This window comes from Streptomyces sp. NPDC058145, from assembly GCF_042884245.1.
In the GTDB taxonomy this organism is placed as follows: domain Bacteria; phylum Actinomycetota; class Actinomycetes; order Streptomycetales; family Streptomycetaceae; genus Streptomyces.
On the sequence record NZ_JBHVUH010000043.1, the window covers coordinates 1 to 16,440 of the forward strand.

Below are 16,440 nucleotides of genomic sequence, written 5' to 3' on the forward strand. Positions count from 1 at the left end.
CACGCAGAAGCGCCACCACAGCCTCAGCAGCAGCACGTCGGCAGGCAGAACAAAGCACCCCAGAGCACCACACTCAAGAGAAAAACGACCTCTTAGTCGACGACGTCTCCTGGGGGGCCACCGCGGACACCTACCGGTGGGGGTAACAGACGCCGACCCCTAAGGGCCGGCATCCCACGAGTGGGCCTGCCCTGCGGCTGCTGCCCACGCCAGGTCTGCACCGACGGCGAACACTGCGGCCATACCCGCTGGTGCGGCGGCCCCCCCGGCGAGTCGTTCGGGGCGGGGCGCGCCCCACGCCCGGCCCGTCACCGGATACCGCAGGCCGGCTTCGGGCATCACACGCTGACGCCGCCGGCACGAACGTTAGGATGTCGGTGCGGGGTTGTGCTGGCCCGCCGCCAGTGGAGCCCCGCACCTCCAAGGCGGCATAGCGCGCTGAGGCCACTGCTGCTGACCTCACGAGAGCTTGACCTCTGCTCTGAGCCGCCCGTGGCCCCTTCACCACGCTGTCTTGTCGCCGGAGTGCGGTACGGCGCGGCCCGCTGGCAACGCCGTTGACAGACAGCGCCCAAGGGCAATCGTCTATCGCTAGCGCACTGCCAGCACGACCAGGGTCACCACCACGACCGCCGCGAACGCAACCAGAAGCGCCGGTGGCAGCCATGGCTGGGGCAGGCGCGCGGCCCGGGCCTGGCGGGCCCTCTTCGCGCACTCGCCAACCCCAGTCAGACCGCCGAGAAGGCTCAGCACATAGATCCAGCGATGCCAGCCCGTGCTGTCATGGACCAGGGCGAACGCGCCGCCGCCGGTCATCACCGTCGCCCACAGGTACGCCGTCAGCGGCACCACTTCGGGCTTGTCCTTGTCCGTTAAGCCATCCGACACGGCACTGCTCCCCTCTCACTGTGCAGTCATGGACGCAGCCAGGCGCGCCCGGGTTGCCAGCACCTAGGCCGATGAACCGTTCCCGGACATACTCGAGCCGCGAACGCTGTCGTGATCCCGCACCGCGAACCAGGCCAGGAACTGACGCTCCGTCATGCCCCCGTGGGGTGCTGTGACGGCTCGGCCAGTAACCCCCAGGCAAAAAGCGGCAGCGCCTACTGACCTGGTGCTCTGCCTGTCCGGTGCTCCGCGGACATCGGATCCTGCGCAGGCGCAGCAGGCCGGGACCGGGGTTGGTGCTGTGGACGCGGGGGCGTGGTGCGGGATGCCTGCTCCTCGAGGAGCCAGTCGGCCATGGCGCGGACCTGCTCGGCGATTTCGGCATCCCCGGCCGCAGACGTCTCCGATGCGGCAGGAGCGCGCAGGATGCCGGCCTCGTCGTAGCGGGCGGTGTATGCCGCGCTGGCACGCCACCGGACGCCTGGCGCGATGGCGGCTTCGACTGCGGGTGTGAACGCGGCGGTGTGCGTGTGATGCGGCTGCTGCGCGTCACGCCAGGAAACCTCCGCCACCTCGACCGGGATGTCCGCGGCGGCGGTGAAGTCCACCAGGGCGGGCGTCACGGTGTGGGAGGCGACAGCGGCCCGGTCCAGCTGGTTCAGCGTGAACGTCACATGCGTGGCGCCCCGGGCGGGGATGCTGCCCTCGAAGATTTCTTGGTGGTAGGCGTCCTCGAACGCCTGCTGCCGGGTGCCGTACCAGCGGGTGCGTGGAAGATTGCCGTGGCCGAGATACTCCAGCAGCGCCTCAGCCCGCGAGGCGGCGGCCTGGCGTTCGTCGTGGACGTGCGCGTGCAAAGAGGGCGGCAGAAACAGCCGCGTGGCCCCATGCAGGGGCTGGGCTGCCGGATCCAGCATCGCGGCCTGCACCGGACGGTACAGCGACACATAGTCGTCGGCCTCCTGCTCGCCGCGTTCCCCGTACCGGTAGACGGCATCACGGTGACCGTCGAGCCCGTAGCGGTCGTTGCGGTGCGCGAGCTGCGCCCTGTCGGAGGCCACCTCAACCGGGTCGAAGTAGGCGGCCCACTCGCCGGGCGGCCGGTTGTGCACGTTACGCCGGGGATCGCGTTCCCGATATCCGTCCCACCAGTGGGCACCGTCGCGGCTGCGGGTGCCGTGATTGATCCACGCGGTCGGGTAGGCCGCGTACAGGGCGTCCATGAGCACGCTCGCCAGGCCCCGCCGCTGGAAGCCGGGGTACACCTCGAGTATCCACACCCGCAGGGCCTGCCCGTCGGGGTGGACGTGGAAGTCCAGGTTCCCCGCGGCCCTCCGGCCGACCACAGCGACCAGACGGCGTCCCTGCCACGGCTCGCCGACGTCCATCCGGTAGTCGGTCAGCCACAGCGACAGTCCTTCATCGGGCAGGCCGCCCTCGTCAGCGGACACCGCTAGCGGCCATCCGGCATGGATGTGACGGCGACGAGCCGGCTGCGGGCCTCATGCACGCCCTCCAGCCCGGCCAGCGCGGCAGCGGAAGAGTCCTCCAGCCGTTTCGCGTCCGGCTGCCCGGCCGACCCAGCCCAGCGGCCCACATCGATGCCGAGCACGCTCTGCAAGACAGCCTCGGACCTCCCCGACACTGTGGCCGGCCGGAGCTCGCCGTAGGTGACCACCTGGGCCGTGCACGCCACATCCCCCCGCACATCAGGCGCGGCCCGGTGATCAAAAATGATCTCCCCCACAGCTCCCAGAGCAGCCATGAGCAGGGCGACGGCCTCCGGCGGCCCGTTCAACTGGACTTTGGTGTAGGAGGGGTCCGGTGTCTCCTGCGGCTCACTCACGACTGCTCCCTGGGTGCGGATCACTACAAGAAGACAACTCCCGGACGCCCGCGACGAGTTCCCGAAGTCTCGTTCGGGAGCCGACCAGACGGGGCTGTGACGTGTGCTCGCGGCCCATGCCTGGTCGCTGGTCGTCCAGCTCACGTTCCGGTACGTCGGGTGCCCGGCTGCTGACGGTTGTTCCGCCCGTGCCCGGCCGATTGTCGGAGTTACGGTCGCTTCCGTCGCTTGCACTTCGAACGTCCGAGGGACGGCCCGCCCCGCCGACCATTCACTCGTACTGCGGCTACAGGCTGATCGGGTCGAGTAGTTGGGGGCCGTTGTTGCGGACGTTGTTGACGGCCGTGGAGACCGGGCGGGCCTCAAGGTGGCCGTCGGCGGGCTGGCCGAGGAGAGCGCGCAGGTGGTTGGGGTCTTGGTGGGTGGGGTCGAGCCAGGCCTCGTAGTGGTCCTCGGTGAGCGCCAGCGACATGCGCGGGTGCACGTGGCCGGCCGCGTCGGTGGCCTCGGTGGTGATGATGGTGCAGGTCATCAGCCAGGCGGCCGGGTCGTCATCCTGGGTGATGACCGGGTCGCGCCAGTACTCGTACAGCCCGGCGAGCGCCATCACCTGGTCGTCTTCGGGGTGGATGGAGTACGGCTGCTTGCGGGCCTTGCCGGTGGCCGGGTCCTTGCCCGGCATCCACTCGTAGAAGCCGTCCGCGGGAAGCAGGCAGCGGCGTTTGACGAGCGCGCGGCGAAACGCCGGCTTCTCGTGCACGGTCTCCACCCGGGCGTTGATCATCCGCGCGCCGATCTCCGGCTCCTTCGCCCAGGACGGCACCAGACCCCAGCGCAGCGGCCGCAACTCCCCCGAGGGCGCACCGGCACCGCCGTCCTCGCGAGGGGTGCGCTCCAGAATGGCCCAGACGTCGTCGGTCGGAGCGACGTTCCAGTTCGGTGCGAGCGCCTCGGCGTTCGGCCACTCGTCGACGTGGAACAGCTGCGCCAAGTCCTGCGGGCGCCGGGTGGAGACGTATCGACCGCACATGCGCCCACTTTCTCACCGCCCGCCCGCGCACACGGGCCGACGCCCAGCTGTGTGATCAGGCGATGGCGAGCCTCACCCGGCAGGCAGCAGGACCAGCGACACTGCGGCCCAGCCGTCGCGCGGTGATGTGACTTACCGCCCATGCGGGTGACTGCGGCGCGACGCCCCGGGCGCGTCGCCTCGGCGGACCGCTACGAAGATCCCGAACCGTCCGGGATCTTCGAAGGGACCGCCGCTCCATGCGTCTTGCCCGTACCGCGGCCGCGGCCGCCGCTTTCGCCGCCATCCTCGTCCCCACCACCGCCCACGCGGCCGCCGCCGCCCACACACCGGCCGCGCGCAGTGCTGCGGCGGCCGCACGGCAGGTGCGCGCGCCGGGGGAGACGGTCACCCTCCCCGTGCGCGACGCCCTCGCGCAGCTGCCGGTGCGCGAGGAGGACCGGACCGGCTACGACCGCTCCAAGTTCAAGCACTGGATCGACGCCGACAAGGACGGCTGCAACACCCGTGCCGAGGTCCTCAAGGCCGAAGCGGTCATCGCCCCCGAGCAGGGCCCGCGCTGCGCCCTGTCCGGAGGGGAGTGGTTCTCGGCGTATGACGGCCGCTACATCAGCGGCCCGTCCGGTCTGGACATCGACCATTTGGTCCCGCTCGCCGAGGCGTGGGACTCCGGCGCCTCCGCCTGGACCGCCGCCGAGCGCGAGGCCTACGCCAACGACCTCGGCGACGACCGCGCGCTGATCGCGGTGTCGGCCACCTCGAACCGGTCCAAGGCCGACCAGGACCCCACCACCTGGCTGCCGCCCGCCACCGCCTACCGCTGCCAGTACGCCACCGACTGGGTGGCCGACAAGACCCGCTGGGGCCTGAGCATCGACACCGCCGAACACACCGCACTGTCCGAAGTGCTCGGCAACTGCGCCGATGCTCCGATCACCGTCGTCCTGGCACGCTGAGCGTTTCCGTGCCCAGGGACCGCCTGGGCTCGCCGGCGCCGAAAGCGGGGCTCGTGAGGTGAAGGGGGAGGCGCCAGCCGGGCACGACAGGGGAGACATGCCCAGCCGGCGCCGCTCAGGGAGTGCGTGGCGCGGGCCGGCTCAATTGGGGCACGCACGCCCCCAGCACCTCGTACAGGTGCTGCGGGTCGGCCAGGCGGCGGCCGCCGCTGCTCCGCCTGCGCCCGACGGATCCGGGCCTGGCCGGTCGGCATCGGCGCGAGCGGTCTCGGCTGGCTCACCGGGACGGCGCGCTTCTGCTCTGGCGGCTTCACGGGTGACTCCCTGGTGTCTGTGCTCGACCGGGCACGCAGACGTCGCTTCCATGCCAAGACCGCTCCCAGGAGTGAGGGAGACGGCCCTGCGGGCCGACGGGCGTGGCGCGTCAGGCTACGGAATGGCGAGCCGCGACCGGGGCCAGCCGGGCGGGAGCCGGGGAACCCTGGACCTGCAGCCCGCCCGGGCAGCGTTGCCGTGTCAGTAGTGCCACCGATTAGCGCCAGCCTCGTAGTCGCAGGTGTCTCGCGGCCTGCTGCGTCCGTGGTGGTCGCCCCCATGTCGATGTTCCGGCAGAACTCGCCTGCGTGATAGCAGTTACCGGCGCTGGATCGGATACTGCACAACTCCGTCGTGGGGGAGCTGTCCGATCCGGGCGAGTCGGCAGTCGTCGACGTGCTTCCGCCCGAGCTCGAGCCAGAACTGCCCTTCGAGGGCGAGTCGTCATGGGAGCGGGGGGCCGGCGACGAGTCGCACGCCTCATCCGTCTTCAGAACTGAAAACGTCACAGATCCGCTGGTCTTGGCACCAGCAGCTGGCCATTGCCAGCACACTGTCCAGCTGCCGAGGCGAACCGGACTACAAGTCCGGCGATGACGCAGCGGTTGCATCTGCCTGTGGTGGCCTGGCTAGGGCTTGCGGATCGCGCATCGCAACGCGGTGGAGCCGAGGAGGACTCGCGACAGCGCCCGACAGTGACACTGCCGGGCGCTGTCCCTCTACCGTCCGACCGTGAGTGCCCATCGAACGGGTGACGGAGCTGTTACGTACACCGTGCCGCGTTCGCGGGCAGTTTTCAGGTGCAGCTCGTTGTACGTACTGCTGACCTCACCTGCGACGCACTCCAGGGGAAAGCTCATGCCAACGGGCTTTACCAAGACGGTCAGGGTTCCGTGACCTTTGCAGTTCACGGAAATGGAGAGCGCCCCGGCCTTGATCCCGCCTGGAATGTCAATTTCCCTATTTCCGCGTGCATTCGCGACCCGAGCAACAGCCTTCCCGTCGATAGGGTTCGGAGCTTTGGTCACGGTCTCTCCGGGAATCTCCTCGGATCGCCTGGACGTCTCCTTGCTCGCCGATGCTGAAGCGGCGGAGCTGGGGCTCTTGTGCGCCGTCGAGTTGCCGTCGCCCTGACTGCTGGTGCAACCGGAGAGGACGACCGTCGCAGCTACCCCGGCTACTGCAAAAAACCTCAGCTTTCCCACAGGTACCATCCGACCTTGACGGGGGTGTAGCTGACAACTCTGTGCTTTGCCGAAGTCGTGCAGTTCTGGTGGAGCATGTAGCTCTCGCCCGTGACCTTCAGGCGGTAGACCCCGTACTTGGCGTTCGTAGTCCTGTGTGGCGGGGTGTCGACCGTCATATTGTTGCCGAGTTTGGCGGTGAGTTCGGCTGACACGGTCACGGCCCACTTTTCCCTGATCGTAGCGAGCATCACCTTGACGGAGACCTCCAGCTCACCACTGACGGCTACGCCTACCTTGCCGGTCACCTCAGAGGTGAAGCTCGACTTGGCGGTTCGGGAGGTGCCGTTGTAGTTCGAGTTTACAGGACCAACAGCCTTGTGGTGATCCTTTGGACCGCCCTTGGATATTGCCTTGTACACGGCATGGGCCGGAGTGCAGTCCACTGCGTTTGAGGAGTCCCCAGGCTGCGGCTTGCCCGTGTATGTGGGTTCCTCGACCGGCTCGTTGACAGGTTCATCCACGGCGTCGGCGGGAATCTCCGTGACGTCTTCCTCGGGTTCCTTAGGCGGTGCCGTGTTGATGACCGAGTCATCATCTTCAGCAGTCACGGACGGCGAGGGCGCCGGCGTCCCGTCAGCCGCGAACGCGGGACCGGTAAGCGCCGTGCACAGTACGAGCGTTGTCGAAGCGAGTAAGACATAACGCCGTAAGCCTGCATCCACAGGGGATCCTTCTGGTGGGGACTGCCTTCTTGGCAGTTCAGATAGATGGACCGTATGTCAGGGGCATGGCGGTAGCTAAGATTCCGCTGATCTTCTGAGGTGGAATTGAGGTACCCGTTACCAAGGTTCCCCATGAGGCCCTCCGTCAGGTGAGGCGTAACGACGCTTCCTGTCGCGGTGGTCAAGGCGCCGACGGCGAGCTGATCACGTCCCGCACGACACGCTGGCCCAGCCAACAGCAGGAACGCGCCGCGGCGAGCAGCATCTCGGCCGCTTCACCGCGTGCGCTGACATCAACTGCTGACATCAACAGCCATGGACACTGACGAACAGTCGACCACTCGCGGTTCGATGAAGCAAGGAATCGCGGCTGCGGAGGGGCAGGTTGACGGCGTCTGCCGCATATGGGAACGCGCCTACGGTTCAGATCGCTCATGTCGGTGTATGTCACCGACCTGACGTGGCGCTTGCGGGCGTCCACAACAGCCCTTGCAAGGCTCCACTGCTGGTAGTCGCTCAGCGGCTTCGCAGGAGTTGACTTCCGTGAAGGCGACGCAGACACGGAGGACGCGTCCGAGGAAGAGGCAGTTACGACAACCGTGGGCTGTGCGGATGGAGCCTTCACCTGGTCACCTTCAGCGACCTCCGCGCCGATCGCGAAGCAAACCACAACCCCTACCACCAGGCCTCCGTAGGCCAGGAGGCGCTTTTCACGCCCCTCGTGTCCTGGGCACCGTTGGTTTCGGTGGGCTTCCCGTCACGGACATGCGTGACAAGCCGCTCCCGCTCCCGCTCCATCTCCGGGCGACGTGGCGGGGGCAGCAGGATGTGTTCGGGGATCTTGACTCGGATGGACTGCGCGTTGCCTTCGCCTGGGTGGACTGCGCGTTGCGTGAAAACAGTTCGGAGAGGCGGGCATTTATCTCTGTACGGCGCGCTTCCCGCACCTCCCGCGTCGCCTGCTGAGGATCCGTAGGGAACGCGAACCGGCGCGACCACTCACTCTTGTGGCAACGCGCGCAGTTGGAAACACCCTCGTCGTTGACGTGCATCAGTCGGCCTATGCCGTGTCCACAATGTGGGCACGTGTGCCTGACTGCGACCATGCTTCCCCTCCTCTGACCTGCACATACTAATGCGCACATCAACGTCGTTCTGTTAGCCGTCCAGTGGTTCGCCGAGGCGGCGACAGCGAAGAACGAGTCCCTGGGTAGATCACCCGCGTTGATCGGGAACCCGAGGTCCCGGTGCAGGAGAATGAGATTCAAAAAACCAGCTTCAGGAGATGCCGACGAGCGGGCGCGGCGTCACTTCCTGTCCAGCCATGCGTCCGCAGCGGTGGCCACCTGGTTCTCTGGACTTCTGACCGGCCGGGTCCCGTGAACAAAGCTGGTTGTCGCGCTGGGCGGTCACGCTGGTGTGGTGCAGAAGTTGCGGGCACCGCGCAGCGTGGTGCGTAGCTTCCGCTGGGTGGCCCGGCTGTCGAGGCGAACGTCGAGGGCGCCGGGAAGTGTGCTGTGGGCCCGCAGGCCCGTGGGCAGCCGGGAGGCATCCAGGCCGTCACGCCTGGCGATGAGGATGCCGAGTTCGTGACGGCTCACAGCGTCGGGCCCTGCGAGATGGTGGACGCCGGCCGCGTCGCCTGACGAGGCCAGTTCCAGGAGGGCGGCGGCCAGGTCGGCGACGTGCACCGGGCAACGTATGTCGTCGGTGAACAGGACGCCATCGCGGGTACCGGCGTCTTCGCTGCCCGGGTCTCCAGACGATGGGTGCCTCGCTTCGAGCTCGCTCCTGGGAGCACTGACCTGTGACACGCAGCAGCAGTCCTTCCGGCCCGCCCTCAACAGGCAGGTCCGTGCAGTCTGGACCGCCAGGCCCTTCCGGAATTGGTGCACCGATCGCCTTTTCTACCTGGGCTCGGCTCATGCCCAATTCGACCGGCCCAATGCCGTTAACAGTGACGGGCTGGTGGCTCAAGTCAACACGGTGGCTAGCTTCTGGCGCCATGCGTTACGAACTGCGTTCCGTTCCACGTCCAGGTGACGTGACGGAGTATGGATGGCCCCGTCGCATGACTATCTTCCGGTCCGTAGAACTTTACATCCGCCGCCACACGCCCATCTTCGATCGCCAAAGATTTCGGCTGATATCGTGGTGACAGTCCCGAGACATCGAACGTTGGAGTGCGTCCGATCTCCGAACCGTCCTTGCTGCGGTAAACGCGAAGTTCCTGCAGGGAGAAGTTACTCGGCTGCGGGCTGCAATAGAACAGCACAGCGGTTACGCTACCGAGGCGCGGCAGGCTACCGTGGGCGATCTGCTGAACCTCAACCTCCCATCGGTCATACCCGCCTAGGCTGCTACCCTTCGCGACGCCTTCGCCCTTGCGGACAGCCACCTTGACCGGCTTATCGACAGTGTCATCGCAGGTGAGGCCATAAGTGTGATTCTCCCAGTCAGTCAATTCCGGCGCCGACGGTTTCGGAGACGCCCTCGCCGCCAGGAAGTCACCACCTTGCTTGGTGGCAGTCGGCGCGTACAAGTAGTGCGGGCACGTTGAATTTTGTGCACACGTCTGAGCGTCCCGCGCTTGAGCTATGAGGTCGGTTCCTTTATACCCTTCTCCGCAGATAGGGTCCTTACTGGCACAGAGACTCTGCACGCGATCCTTGAATCCGGGATACTGGCCTGACAACTTCCACGTCTCAAAATATCTTGAAAGTATGCGCGCCCGTCCTCGCCCCTTGGCGTCGTGCTCCCATTGAGGATCCCCGTATAGCGCCACGGCATCAATCTTGCGAAGCACTTCGGGCTTCGCGAAGCGCAGATATCGGTCAATGACCCATGCGCCCTGCGAGTATCCGGCGAGGACGAAGCGGGTAGCCTTACACTTTTGGCGAGTTTTAGCTATGTCGAGCCCGATTCTGGCCATTCCTGCTACATTCGAGCTGTTGAAATTTCTCTCCGCAATTCTTAGCGCTTCGGGAGGATTTGTAAGGCCCGCACGAGCGAGGTCCGTCAATTCCGTCACCTTCATCGCTGGGTATTCAACAACATGAGAAGTGGGCGACATGCCGGCGGTCCGACTCTGTTGGAAATTATCCCATGTATCCGCAATGATACTTTTTCCGTCTTTTTCGCCTGGGCCCACCATTCCGGGCAATCCTCTGAAGTGAACGGGGCAACCCTCGCCAGCAACTTGGGATCCCGACCGCGCGAGCACCGAGGCCGTGGCCTCGCCCGACGCACCTGCAAGAATGATGAAGGCGCCGAGAATCCATGCGATGCGTCGCCGGAAGCTTCCCTCCATGTCAAACACGTCCTCTACCCCAGAGGGAGCTTCGCCTGAGATTGAGCACCATTCGAAACCTCAAAGCAGTGGCCGCCGCGGGCACTCTTCGACCGCCCGAGCTTTCAGGGTAAGGGGGCTCAAGGATTGCTAAGTCGAGCGTTTCCCCACACCCCATAGCAGTAGGCATCTATGTCCTCAGAGGCGTCGTAGGAGACTTTAAGTGTCAGTCGGAGCTTGCCCGAAACCTTGAGGGCAATCTCACTTGACTCTCCGACCATCATGCGCTCCTCATGCAGCTTTTCCCCGTCCGCAAAGACCTCAAATTTCAGCGCAGCATCACGCGGAGAATCGTCACGCAAACCAATGGTTGCATCGAAGCTATGCCACTTGCGGCCCAAATTATACTCAGCATCCCCAAAGGGTACAGAGCTCTTATCGGCACGCATGGCTACACTCTGCGAATATTGCTCGCCATTGATCTCTGCAGACCCATTCTCCACACCATATTCTGAGCTAAGCGGGTCGGTCTCGCTGAGATATTGTTCTTGGGATCCCTGGTTTACAGTTGCCGCTTCCGTAATGGACGTAGCTGAAAAGAAGAGTCCCACTGTTGCGATCAGTGTGATGGCCGTAAAGATCCACCTTTTCAACCTCATGGCTCTATCTTCTTCCAGGTGTCGGTCATAACCGGCGGCTCGCTCGCTAGGGTCGGCTTCCGGGGCCTCCCTCGTACGCCCTCACCGGGCAATGCGCCACGGTGCGGCCACCCATCGCCCATTACCTCCCGGCAGCAGTTTGCTATCGGGCGCTGTCTGGAAGCTGCGGAGGGCGGAGCAAGCCTTTCCGTCGCTGACTACGAGCGTGGAGGCCAGTTTGTCCCATAGTTAGCGAGACCAAGTGGCGCGAACGCCGTGGGGTCGTTTCCTCGGATGCGGAACATAGCTTTCCATCGACATCCGGTCGCCGTATGGATCGTTGCTCGCGTTGCAAGGTGGGCGTCCACTGCAGAACCTAGCTGCCTAGCCGGAGCATTCGTTCCTCGTCCTTCCAGCCCAGCATGAAAGGCGATTCCTCACAAGTCGACTGCTTCGGCAGGAGGCCCTGCCCTCGCCCGCCTCGGTAGCGTCCCTTCTTCGACCGCCGCCCGGCGCCGCGAAGTGCAGCGCAGCCTCACTCATGCGGAGTGGCCTCGTGGAGGGAAGGAGGTGATCTTCGCCCCTGCCTGCCTGAGCTGCTCGACCAAGCGGGCTTCCTGGGTCTCAAGCTCGGCGTTCCGCAGTGTGAGAAGCTTGCGGACGAGTGCTTCCAGGCGGTCGAGGGCGACAACGGCGAGGTTGGCTGCGTTTGGCGTTTGCCCAGACGCCCTCGACGGGATTGAGGTCGGGTGAGTACGCGGGCAGCAGGAACACCGTCAGCCATTTACGTTCGGCGATCAGCTCACGCATGGCGTGGGAGACGTGGGTGTTGAGCCGGTCCCACACCAGCACGATCGGCGCCTTGACGAGCTGGTGGACGCCGTCGATCAATGCGATGAAGTCACGCTCGCCCATGCTGCGGTGCTTGCCTTTGCCCGCGGGGTGGGTGCGCAGGCGGTGACACAGCCGGGTGCGGGAGCCGGGCCGCATGGCGATCAGCCCGGCCACCGACAGGCGCCCCGAGCGCCGCCCGCTCACCGTCACGACCGGGGTGCGGCCCCGCCAGCCCCAGGTGCGTCCTTTGGGCGGCCGACGTGTGAAGCCCGCCTCGTCCTCGAAGCAGATGTAGCCCCCGCAGGCCGCCCGGGCCCTTTTACCTCCACCCAGGTCGCCAATCCAGCCGTGCTCGGCCGGTCCCTGCTCGAGATACCCGGCGAGCTTCTCCAGACAGCGCGGCGACAGGCGACAGCCCCCGCTCGGCCCTCGGTGTCGGCGTACGGACTTAGATCCCCGTAGGCAGCCGGCCGGGTGGACGATGCCCGCCGGATCCATGCCGCCCGTCGCCCCACCCTCGCAGCCTGGGCGGCGAACCTTCTGCTGCGCTCCCAGCCGGAAGAGAGCCAGCAGTTCCTTCACCTGGGGCAGGCACTGCGGGAGGCTTACCGTGCGCTGGACGCCGACGGACTGAAGGATCTCTTCGCGCAGCGCCGCCGTGTCGTATCCGCCCTGTCCCGGCAGACCGCGCAGCTCGCCCGCGAGGCCGGACACCCGCTGTCGGAATCGGTTCAGCAAGACCTCGAAGCGACCCTGCGTGCCGTGCTCGCCAATCCGGACGCAGCCGACCAGTGGGCGGTCGGCCGCCTAGTCAACGCCCTACCCCACCATCAAACTTCCCGGTCACCGCACCGCCGGCCGAGAAGCCGGGCACCAAGAAAAGCGGACCTCAGCGCGCCGCGAAACGCAGCCGCGCCGAGCGCAGACGCTGCCCGTTTTGCGGCCGCGGCAACGCCCTGCACACGGGCGCCGACAACTGGCCCGACCTCGACGCCCACGCCTGCGTGACCGTCACCGAGTGCCGATGGCGCGATCAGGGCCTGTGCGACTACCGCGAAACCAGCGAGCGGCGCGTGCCGCCATTGCCTCCAGGACCGGATGGGCGAAGTTGCTGACGGCTGGTTCCGTCCGCCCGTACGCACACGACCTGGCCAACTTGCTCGGCAGGCCCGCGGACGACCCGGGCCACGGTCACCGGGTCCGTGGCACCTGCCAAGGCCAGGGACCCCATGATTTCCGGGTGCTCGGCCGGCAGGAAGGGCTGAACAAAGACGTCCAGGGACCCTCCACAGGCCAAGCCGATGGCGAAGGCGTCAGTACCCAAAGGACTCCAGCGTGCAGGCGCCGGATGCCAGGGCTTCCTGGCACAAGTCGTACACGGCGCCCTCCACGCAACTGCCGGACGCACTTCCGATGACAGCCCTGTCGACACCTACGGCCAGCGCTGAACCCGGTGACCGGGGAGCGCTCCCGTGGACCGCCACCACGGTCGCGACGGCGAAGGCCCGCCCCTCCTCGTACCAACGGAGCAACTGGTCTCTCAGGTCCAGCACGGTGCTCCTTTCCCTGGTCGATGGTCCTGAGACGTGCAGACGCGTCTTCACATACGTTCCGCGCCCGCCTTGATCGCTTCCCGGATGCGGTTGTAGGTGCCGCAGCGGCAGATGTTGCGGATCTGGTCGAGGTCCGCGTCGGTGATCTCGTGGCCGGCCGCCCTGGCCTGCCTGACCTTGGCGACGGCGGCCATGATCTGTCCGGGCTGGCAGTAGCCGCACTGTGCCACGTCGTACTCGAGCCAGGCCTCCTGCATGGGGTGCAGGTCGGCGTCGACGGTGTCGGCGAGGCCCTCGATCGTGGTGATCTCGTCGTCCGGGCCGATGTCCTTGACCTCGACGGAGCAGGGGTTGAACGCCTTGCCGTTGACGTGGGACGTGCAGGCCTTGCAGACGTTGATGCCGCAACCGTACTTCGGGCCGGTCACGCCGAGCACGTCCCGCAGGACCCACAGCAGCCGGACGCTGTCGTCGACGTCGACGGTGACGGGCTTGCCGTTGAGGATGAAGGTGTGGGTGCTCACGTGGGCTCCTCAGAAGGTGTGGCTCAGGCCGTCGGACGGCGACTGGGGGACCGGCGGGACGAACGGCTTGACCTCGAAGTCGACCGTGCTGTGGTTGACCGGGAAACGCGTCGGGACCGTGCCGGTCGCCCGCGCGTAGGCACACGCGACCGCCGCCACGGACGCGGCCACGCCCGCCTCGCCGGCGCCGCCGGGCTGCTGCGAGTCGGAGGGCATCACGACGCACTGGAAGTCAGTGGGGACGTTCCACTGCCGGGTGTAGAAGTAATTGTCCCAGCTGGCCTCGAGGAAATGCCCGTTGCGCAGGTGCAGGCTGCTGGTTAGAGCGAGCGCAATGCCGTCCGAGACGCCGCCCATCATCTGGGCCTCGAGCCCCTTGGGGTTGATCACGAGTCCGGCGTCGACGGCGATGACCGCCTTTGTGACGCGTGGCCCGGTCGCACCGTTCGGCACCTTCCGGTTCACCGTCTGAGGGCGGCAGTCGATCTCGACGAGCACGGCGGTCGCGCCCTTGTACTCGCTGTGGATCGCGATGCCCTGGGCCGTTCCCGCGGGCATCGACCGGCCCCAGTCACCCACCTCGGCGACCTTCTTCAGCGCCGCCTTGACCCGCGCGTTCTTCAGGAACGCGAGCCGGAACTCGAGCGGGTCCTTGCCCATCTTCTTCGCGAGCTGGTCGACGACCAGCTCGTTCGCGCACGCTACGTCGGGGGAGTAGATGTTGCGCATGCTCCCGGTGTTGAACCGGGAGTCGGTCTCGCTGAGCAGTTGCGTGACGACACCGAAGTTGTACGGCAGCTCCTGGGTGAGCGTGAAGATCGTCTCCGAGAACGCCAGCCCGCCGAGCCCGGTGGGCAGCCGGTCCGCCGTCGCCGTGATCATCTCGCCGAGCCCGTGACTGAAGTCGGTCACCACACTCGTGTGCCGCTGCTCGAAGGTGAGCACCTGTCCGGCCAGATACGTGGCCCGGATCCGGGACGTGGCCATGGGGTGCACGCGGCCCTGCCGGGGCTCGTCCGCGCGGTGCCACATCAGCTTGACCGGCTTGCCCATGGCTTTGGAGATCTTCGCGGCCTCGATCGCGGCGTCGCCGAAGAGTTTGTGCCCGAACGAGCCGCCACCCGTTATGACGTTGACCGTTACTGCGGTCTGCGGCAGTCCGACGGCCTTGGCGATGTCGCCCTGCGCCACGATCGGTGACTTCAGGCCCGCCCACACCGTCGCCCGGTCGATGCGGACGTCGGCGATCGCGCAGTTCGGCTCCAGCGCCGCGCTGCTGCGGAACATGAATGTGAAGTCCGCCTCCACCGTCTTGGCGAGCAGCGGGATGTCCGGGACCGCCAGCGGCAGTTCGGCCTTCCGCAGCCGCGCTAGGATCGTCTCGTCGGACTCACCCTCCACCGAACCGGCCGCCCACTCCACTTGGAGCGCCCGCACCGCGTCGATGCACTGCCCGAACGTTATCGCGCGCACCGCGACCCCGGTGTCGACCACGGCCACGTCCGTGACCCCCGGCAGCGCGAGCACCTCCGCCTTGTTGCGCACCGACTTCGGCGACCCGTTCAGCGTCGGAGGCCGGCACACCATGGTCGGCAGCGCGTCCGGCACCTGCAGATCCATCGCGTACTTCTTCTGCCCCGTGACCGCGAGCCGCGCGTCGTCACGACCGTGCGGCTTGCCGATCACCGAGAACTCCGAGACCGGCTTGAGCTCGGCCTCGACCATCTTGACCGTGCTGCTCGCGGCTCTGACCGCCAGCTCCCCGTACGACACCGACGATCCGTCCGGCGCCGAGATCACCCCGGCCTTGGACTCCAACAGGCCCACGACCGAGCCGAGTTCGATCGCCGCGGCTTCGAGTAGCGCCTTGCGGGCAATCGCCGCGGCCACCCGCACCGGGGTGAACATCGACACCGTGGTGTTCGACCCGCCCGTCAGCTGGTTGAGCAGCAACTCCGGACGCGCCGGTGCGAGCGTCACCCGTACCTTGTCGACGGGCAGGTCGAGCTCCTCCGCGATGATCATCGCCGTGGAGGTGGTGATGCCCTGTCCGACCTCCATGCGCGGCAGCTCGAACGACGCCGCGCCGTCCTCGTGCAGCACGATCTTGATCAGTGCGGACGTCGGCCGCGCGGCGTCGGTCTGCATGTCCTCCAGGTCGTACAGCTCCGGGATCTGCGGCACGGAGGGCACCGCCGCGTGAGCGGGCGCGCCCAGCGGGAGTTCGGCGGCGACAGCCAGGGTGGCGCCGGCCAGCACATACCCCATGAACGTGCGGCGTCCGATCGGCGCGCGTTCACCGCTACCAGAGGTGCGGCTCCCCTGGGCAGGGATGTCGGTCATCGGGTCTCCTTCGTGGATACCCCGGCTTTCAGGCCGGGGAGGAAACGAAGTTCCCGCGTAGCGGGGCAGGGAGAGGCGAGTCGCCGCCAGGGCGATTCGGCGTCTATGGCCACCGGCCGAACCCGCCGCTCACACGGGAACTGATAGAGTGTGAGGTATGGCGCAGCAGGTTAAGCGGGCGTTCAAGTACCGCTTTTACCCCACGAATGAGCAGGCAGCGGAGCTGTCCCGCACGTTCGGCTGCGTCCGCCTCGTGTACAACAAGGCGTTGGAGGAGCGCACTCGCGCGTGGTACGGCGAGCAGCGCCGCCTCTC

The 16,440-nt window shown here is 66.7% G+C and carries 13 protein-coding genes and 1 pseudogene; 2 read left to right on the forward strand and 12 right to left on the reverse strand.

The annotated features are described in order from the left end of the window. Positions 1-591 precede the first annotated feature (591 nt). The 4 genes from ACFVVO_RS38810 to ACFVVO_RS38825 form a co-directional block, all read right to left on the reverse strand. Positions 592-888 (reverse strand): hypothetical protein, encoded by a 297-nt coding sequence (locus ACFVVO_RS38810; RefSeq protein WP_390061584.1) that lies wholly within the window; start codon positions 886-888, stop codon positions 592-594. 215 nt (positions 889-1,103) lie between these two features. Beyond that, entirely contained in the window at positions 1,104-2,339 is a 1,236-nt protein-coding gene (locus ACFVVO_RS38815; protein WP_390061585.1) for a hypothetical protein, read from the reverse strand. A gap of 2 nt (positions 2,340-2,341) precedes the next feature. Then, the gene (locus ACFVVO_RS38820; protein ID WP_390061586.1) at positions 2,342-2,734 is read right to left on the reverse strand and encodes a hypothetical protein; all 393 of its coding nucleotides are present in this window, start codon (positions 2,732-2,734) and stop codon (positions 2,342-2,344) included. Between the two features lie 286 nt (positions 2,735-3,020). Then, on the reverse strand, positions 3,021-3,764 hold the full coding sequence (locus ACFVVO_RS38825) for an SOS response-associated peptidase (RefSeq protein WP_390061588.1): 744 nt from the start codon (positions 3,762-3,764) through the stop codon (positions 3,021-3,023). Positions 3,765-4,003: 239 nt separating this feature from the next. Here ACFVVO_RS38825 and ACFVVO_RS38830 point away from each other — a divergent pair, with 239 nt between their 5' ends. Next, positions 4,004-4,720 carry an HNH endonuclease family protein gene (locus ACFVVO_RS38830; protein WP_390061590.1) on the forward strand — a complete coding sequence of 239 codons (717 nt, stop codon included), beginning with the start codon at positions 4,004-4,006 and terminating at the stop codon, positions 4,718-4,720. Between the two features lie 1,507 nt (positions 4,721-6,227). Here ACFVVO_RS38830 and ACFVVO_RS38835 read toward each other — a convergent pair. The 8 genes and pseudogenes from ACFVVO_RS38835 to ACFVVO_RS38870 form a co-directional block, all read right to left on the reverse strand. Next, positions 6,228-6,830 carry a hypothetical protein gene (locus ACFVVO_RS38835; protein ID WP_390061591.1) on the reverse strand — a complete coding sequence of 201 codons (603 nt, stop codon included), beginning with the start codon at positions 6,828-6,830 and terminating at the stop codon, positions 6,228-6,230. A gap of 1,523 nt (positions 6,831-8,353) precedes the next feature. Next, positions 8,354-8,680: pseudogene (locus ACFVVO_RS38840) on the reverse strand (sugar nucleotide-binding protein); the annotation flags it as partial. A 254-nt stretch (positions 8,681-8,934) separates the two neighbouring features. Beyond that, positions 8,935-10,254 carry a cutinase family protein gene (locus tag ACFVVO_RS38845; RefSeq protein WP_390061592.1) on the reverse strand — a complete coding sequence of 440 codons (1,320 nt, stop codon included), beginning with the start codon at positions 10,252-10,254 and terminating at the stop codon, positions 8,935-8,937. Between the two features lie 119 nt (positions 10,255-10,373). Further along, positions 10,374-10,892: an NPCBM/NEW2 domain-containing protein gene (locus tag ACFVVO_RS38850; RefSeq protein WP_390061594.1), complete on the reverse strand. Its 519-nt coding sequence runs from the start codon at positions 10,890-10,892 to the stop codon at positions 10,374-10,376. A gap of 603 nt (positions 10,893-11,495) precedes the next feature. Then, the gene (locus ACFVVO_RS38855) at positions 11,496-12,419 is read right to left on the reverse strand and encodes a transposase (RefSeq protein WP_390061595.1); all 924 of its coding nucleotides are present in this window, start codon (positions 12,417-12,419) and stop codon (positions 11,496-11,498) included. 599 nt (positions 12,420-13,018) lie between these two features. Continuing rightward, entirely contained in the window at positions 13,019-13,309 is a 291-nt protein-coding gene (locus ACFVVO_RS38860; protein ID WP_390061596.1) for an XdhC family protein, read from the reverse strand. Then, positions 13,306-13,782, reverse strand: coding sequence for a (2Fe-2S)-binding protein (locus tag ACFVVO_RS38865; protein WP_390061598.1), 477 nt, complete (start codon positions 13,780-13,782; stop codon positions 13,306-13,308). Before ACFVVO_RS38865 ends, ACFVVO_RS38860 begins: the two co-directional genes overlap by 4 nt. Positions 13,783-13,791: 9 nt before the next feature. Beyond that, positions 13,792-16,125, reverse strand: a complete 2,334-nt coding sequence (locus ACFVVO_RS38870) for a molybdopterin cofactor-binding domain-containing protein (protein WP_390061600.1) — start codon at positions 16,123-16,125, stop codon at positions 13,792-13,794. A gap of 157 nt (positions 16,126-16,282) precedes the next feature. On the opposite strand from ACFVVO_RS38870, the gene ACFVVO_RS38875 reads away from it, so the two are divergent. Beyond that, a partial coding sequence (locus tag ACFVVO_RS38875) for a helix-turn-helix domain-containing protein (protein WP_390061602.1) occupies positions 16,283-16,440 on the forward strand: 158 nt, incomplete at its 3' end.

Coding starts and splice junctions, on each gene's coding strand:
- ACFVVO_RS38825 (WP_390061588.1), bottom strand. CDS start 3,764: ATGTGCGGTCGATACGTCTCCACCCGGCGCCCGCAGGACTTGGCGCAG.
- ACFVVO_RS38830 (WP_390061590.1), top strand. CDS start 4,004: ATGCGTCTTGCCCGTACCGCGGCCGCGGCCGCCGCTTTCGCCGCCATC.
- ACFVVO_RS38845 (WP_390061592.1), bottom strand. CDS start 10,254: ATGGAGGGAAGCTTCCGGCGACGCATCGCATGGATTCTCGGCGCCTTC.
- ACFVVO_RS38850 (WP_390061594.1), bottom strand. CDS start 10,892: ATGAGGTTGAAAAGGTGGATCTTTACGGCCATCACACTGATCGCAACA.
- ACFVVO_RS38870 (WP_390061600.1), bottom strand. CDS start 16,125: ATGACCGACATCCCTGCCCAGGGGAGCCGCACCTCTGGTAGCGGTGAA.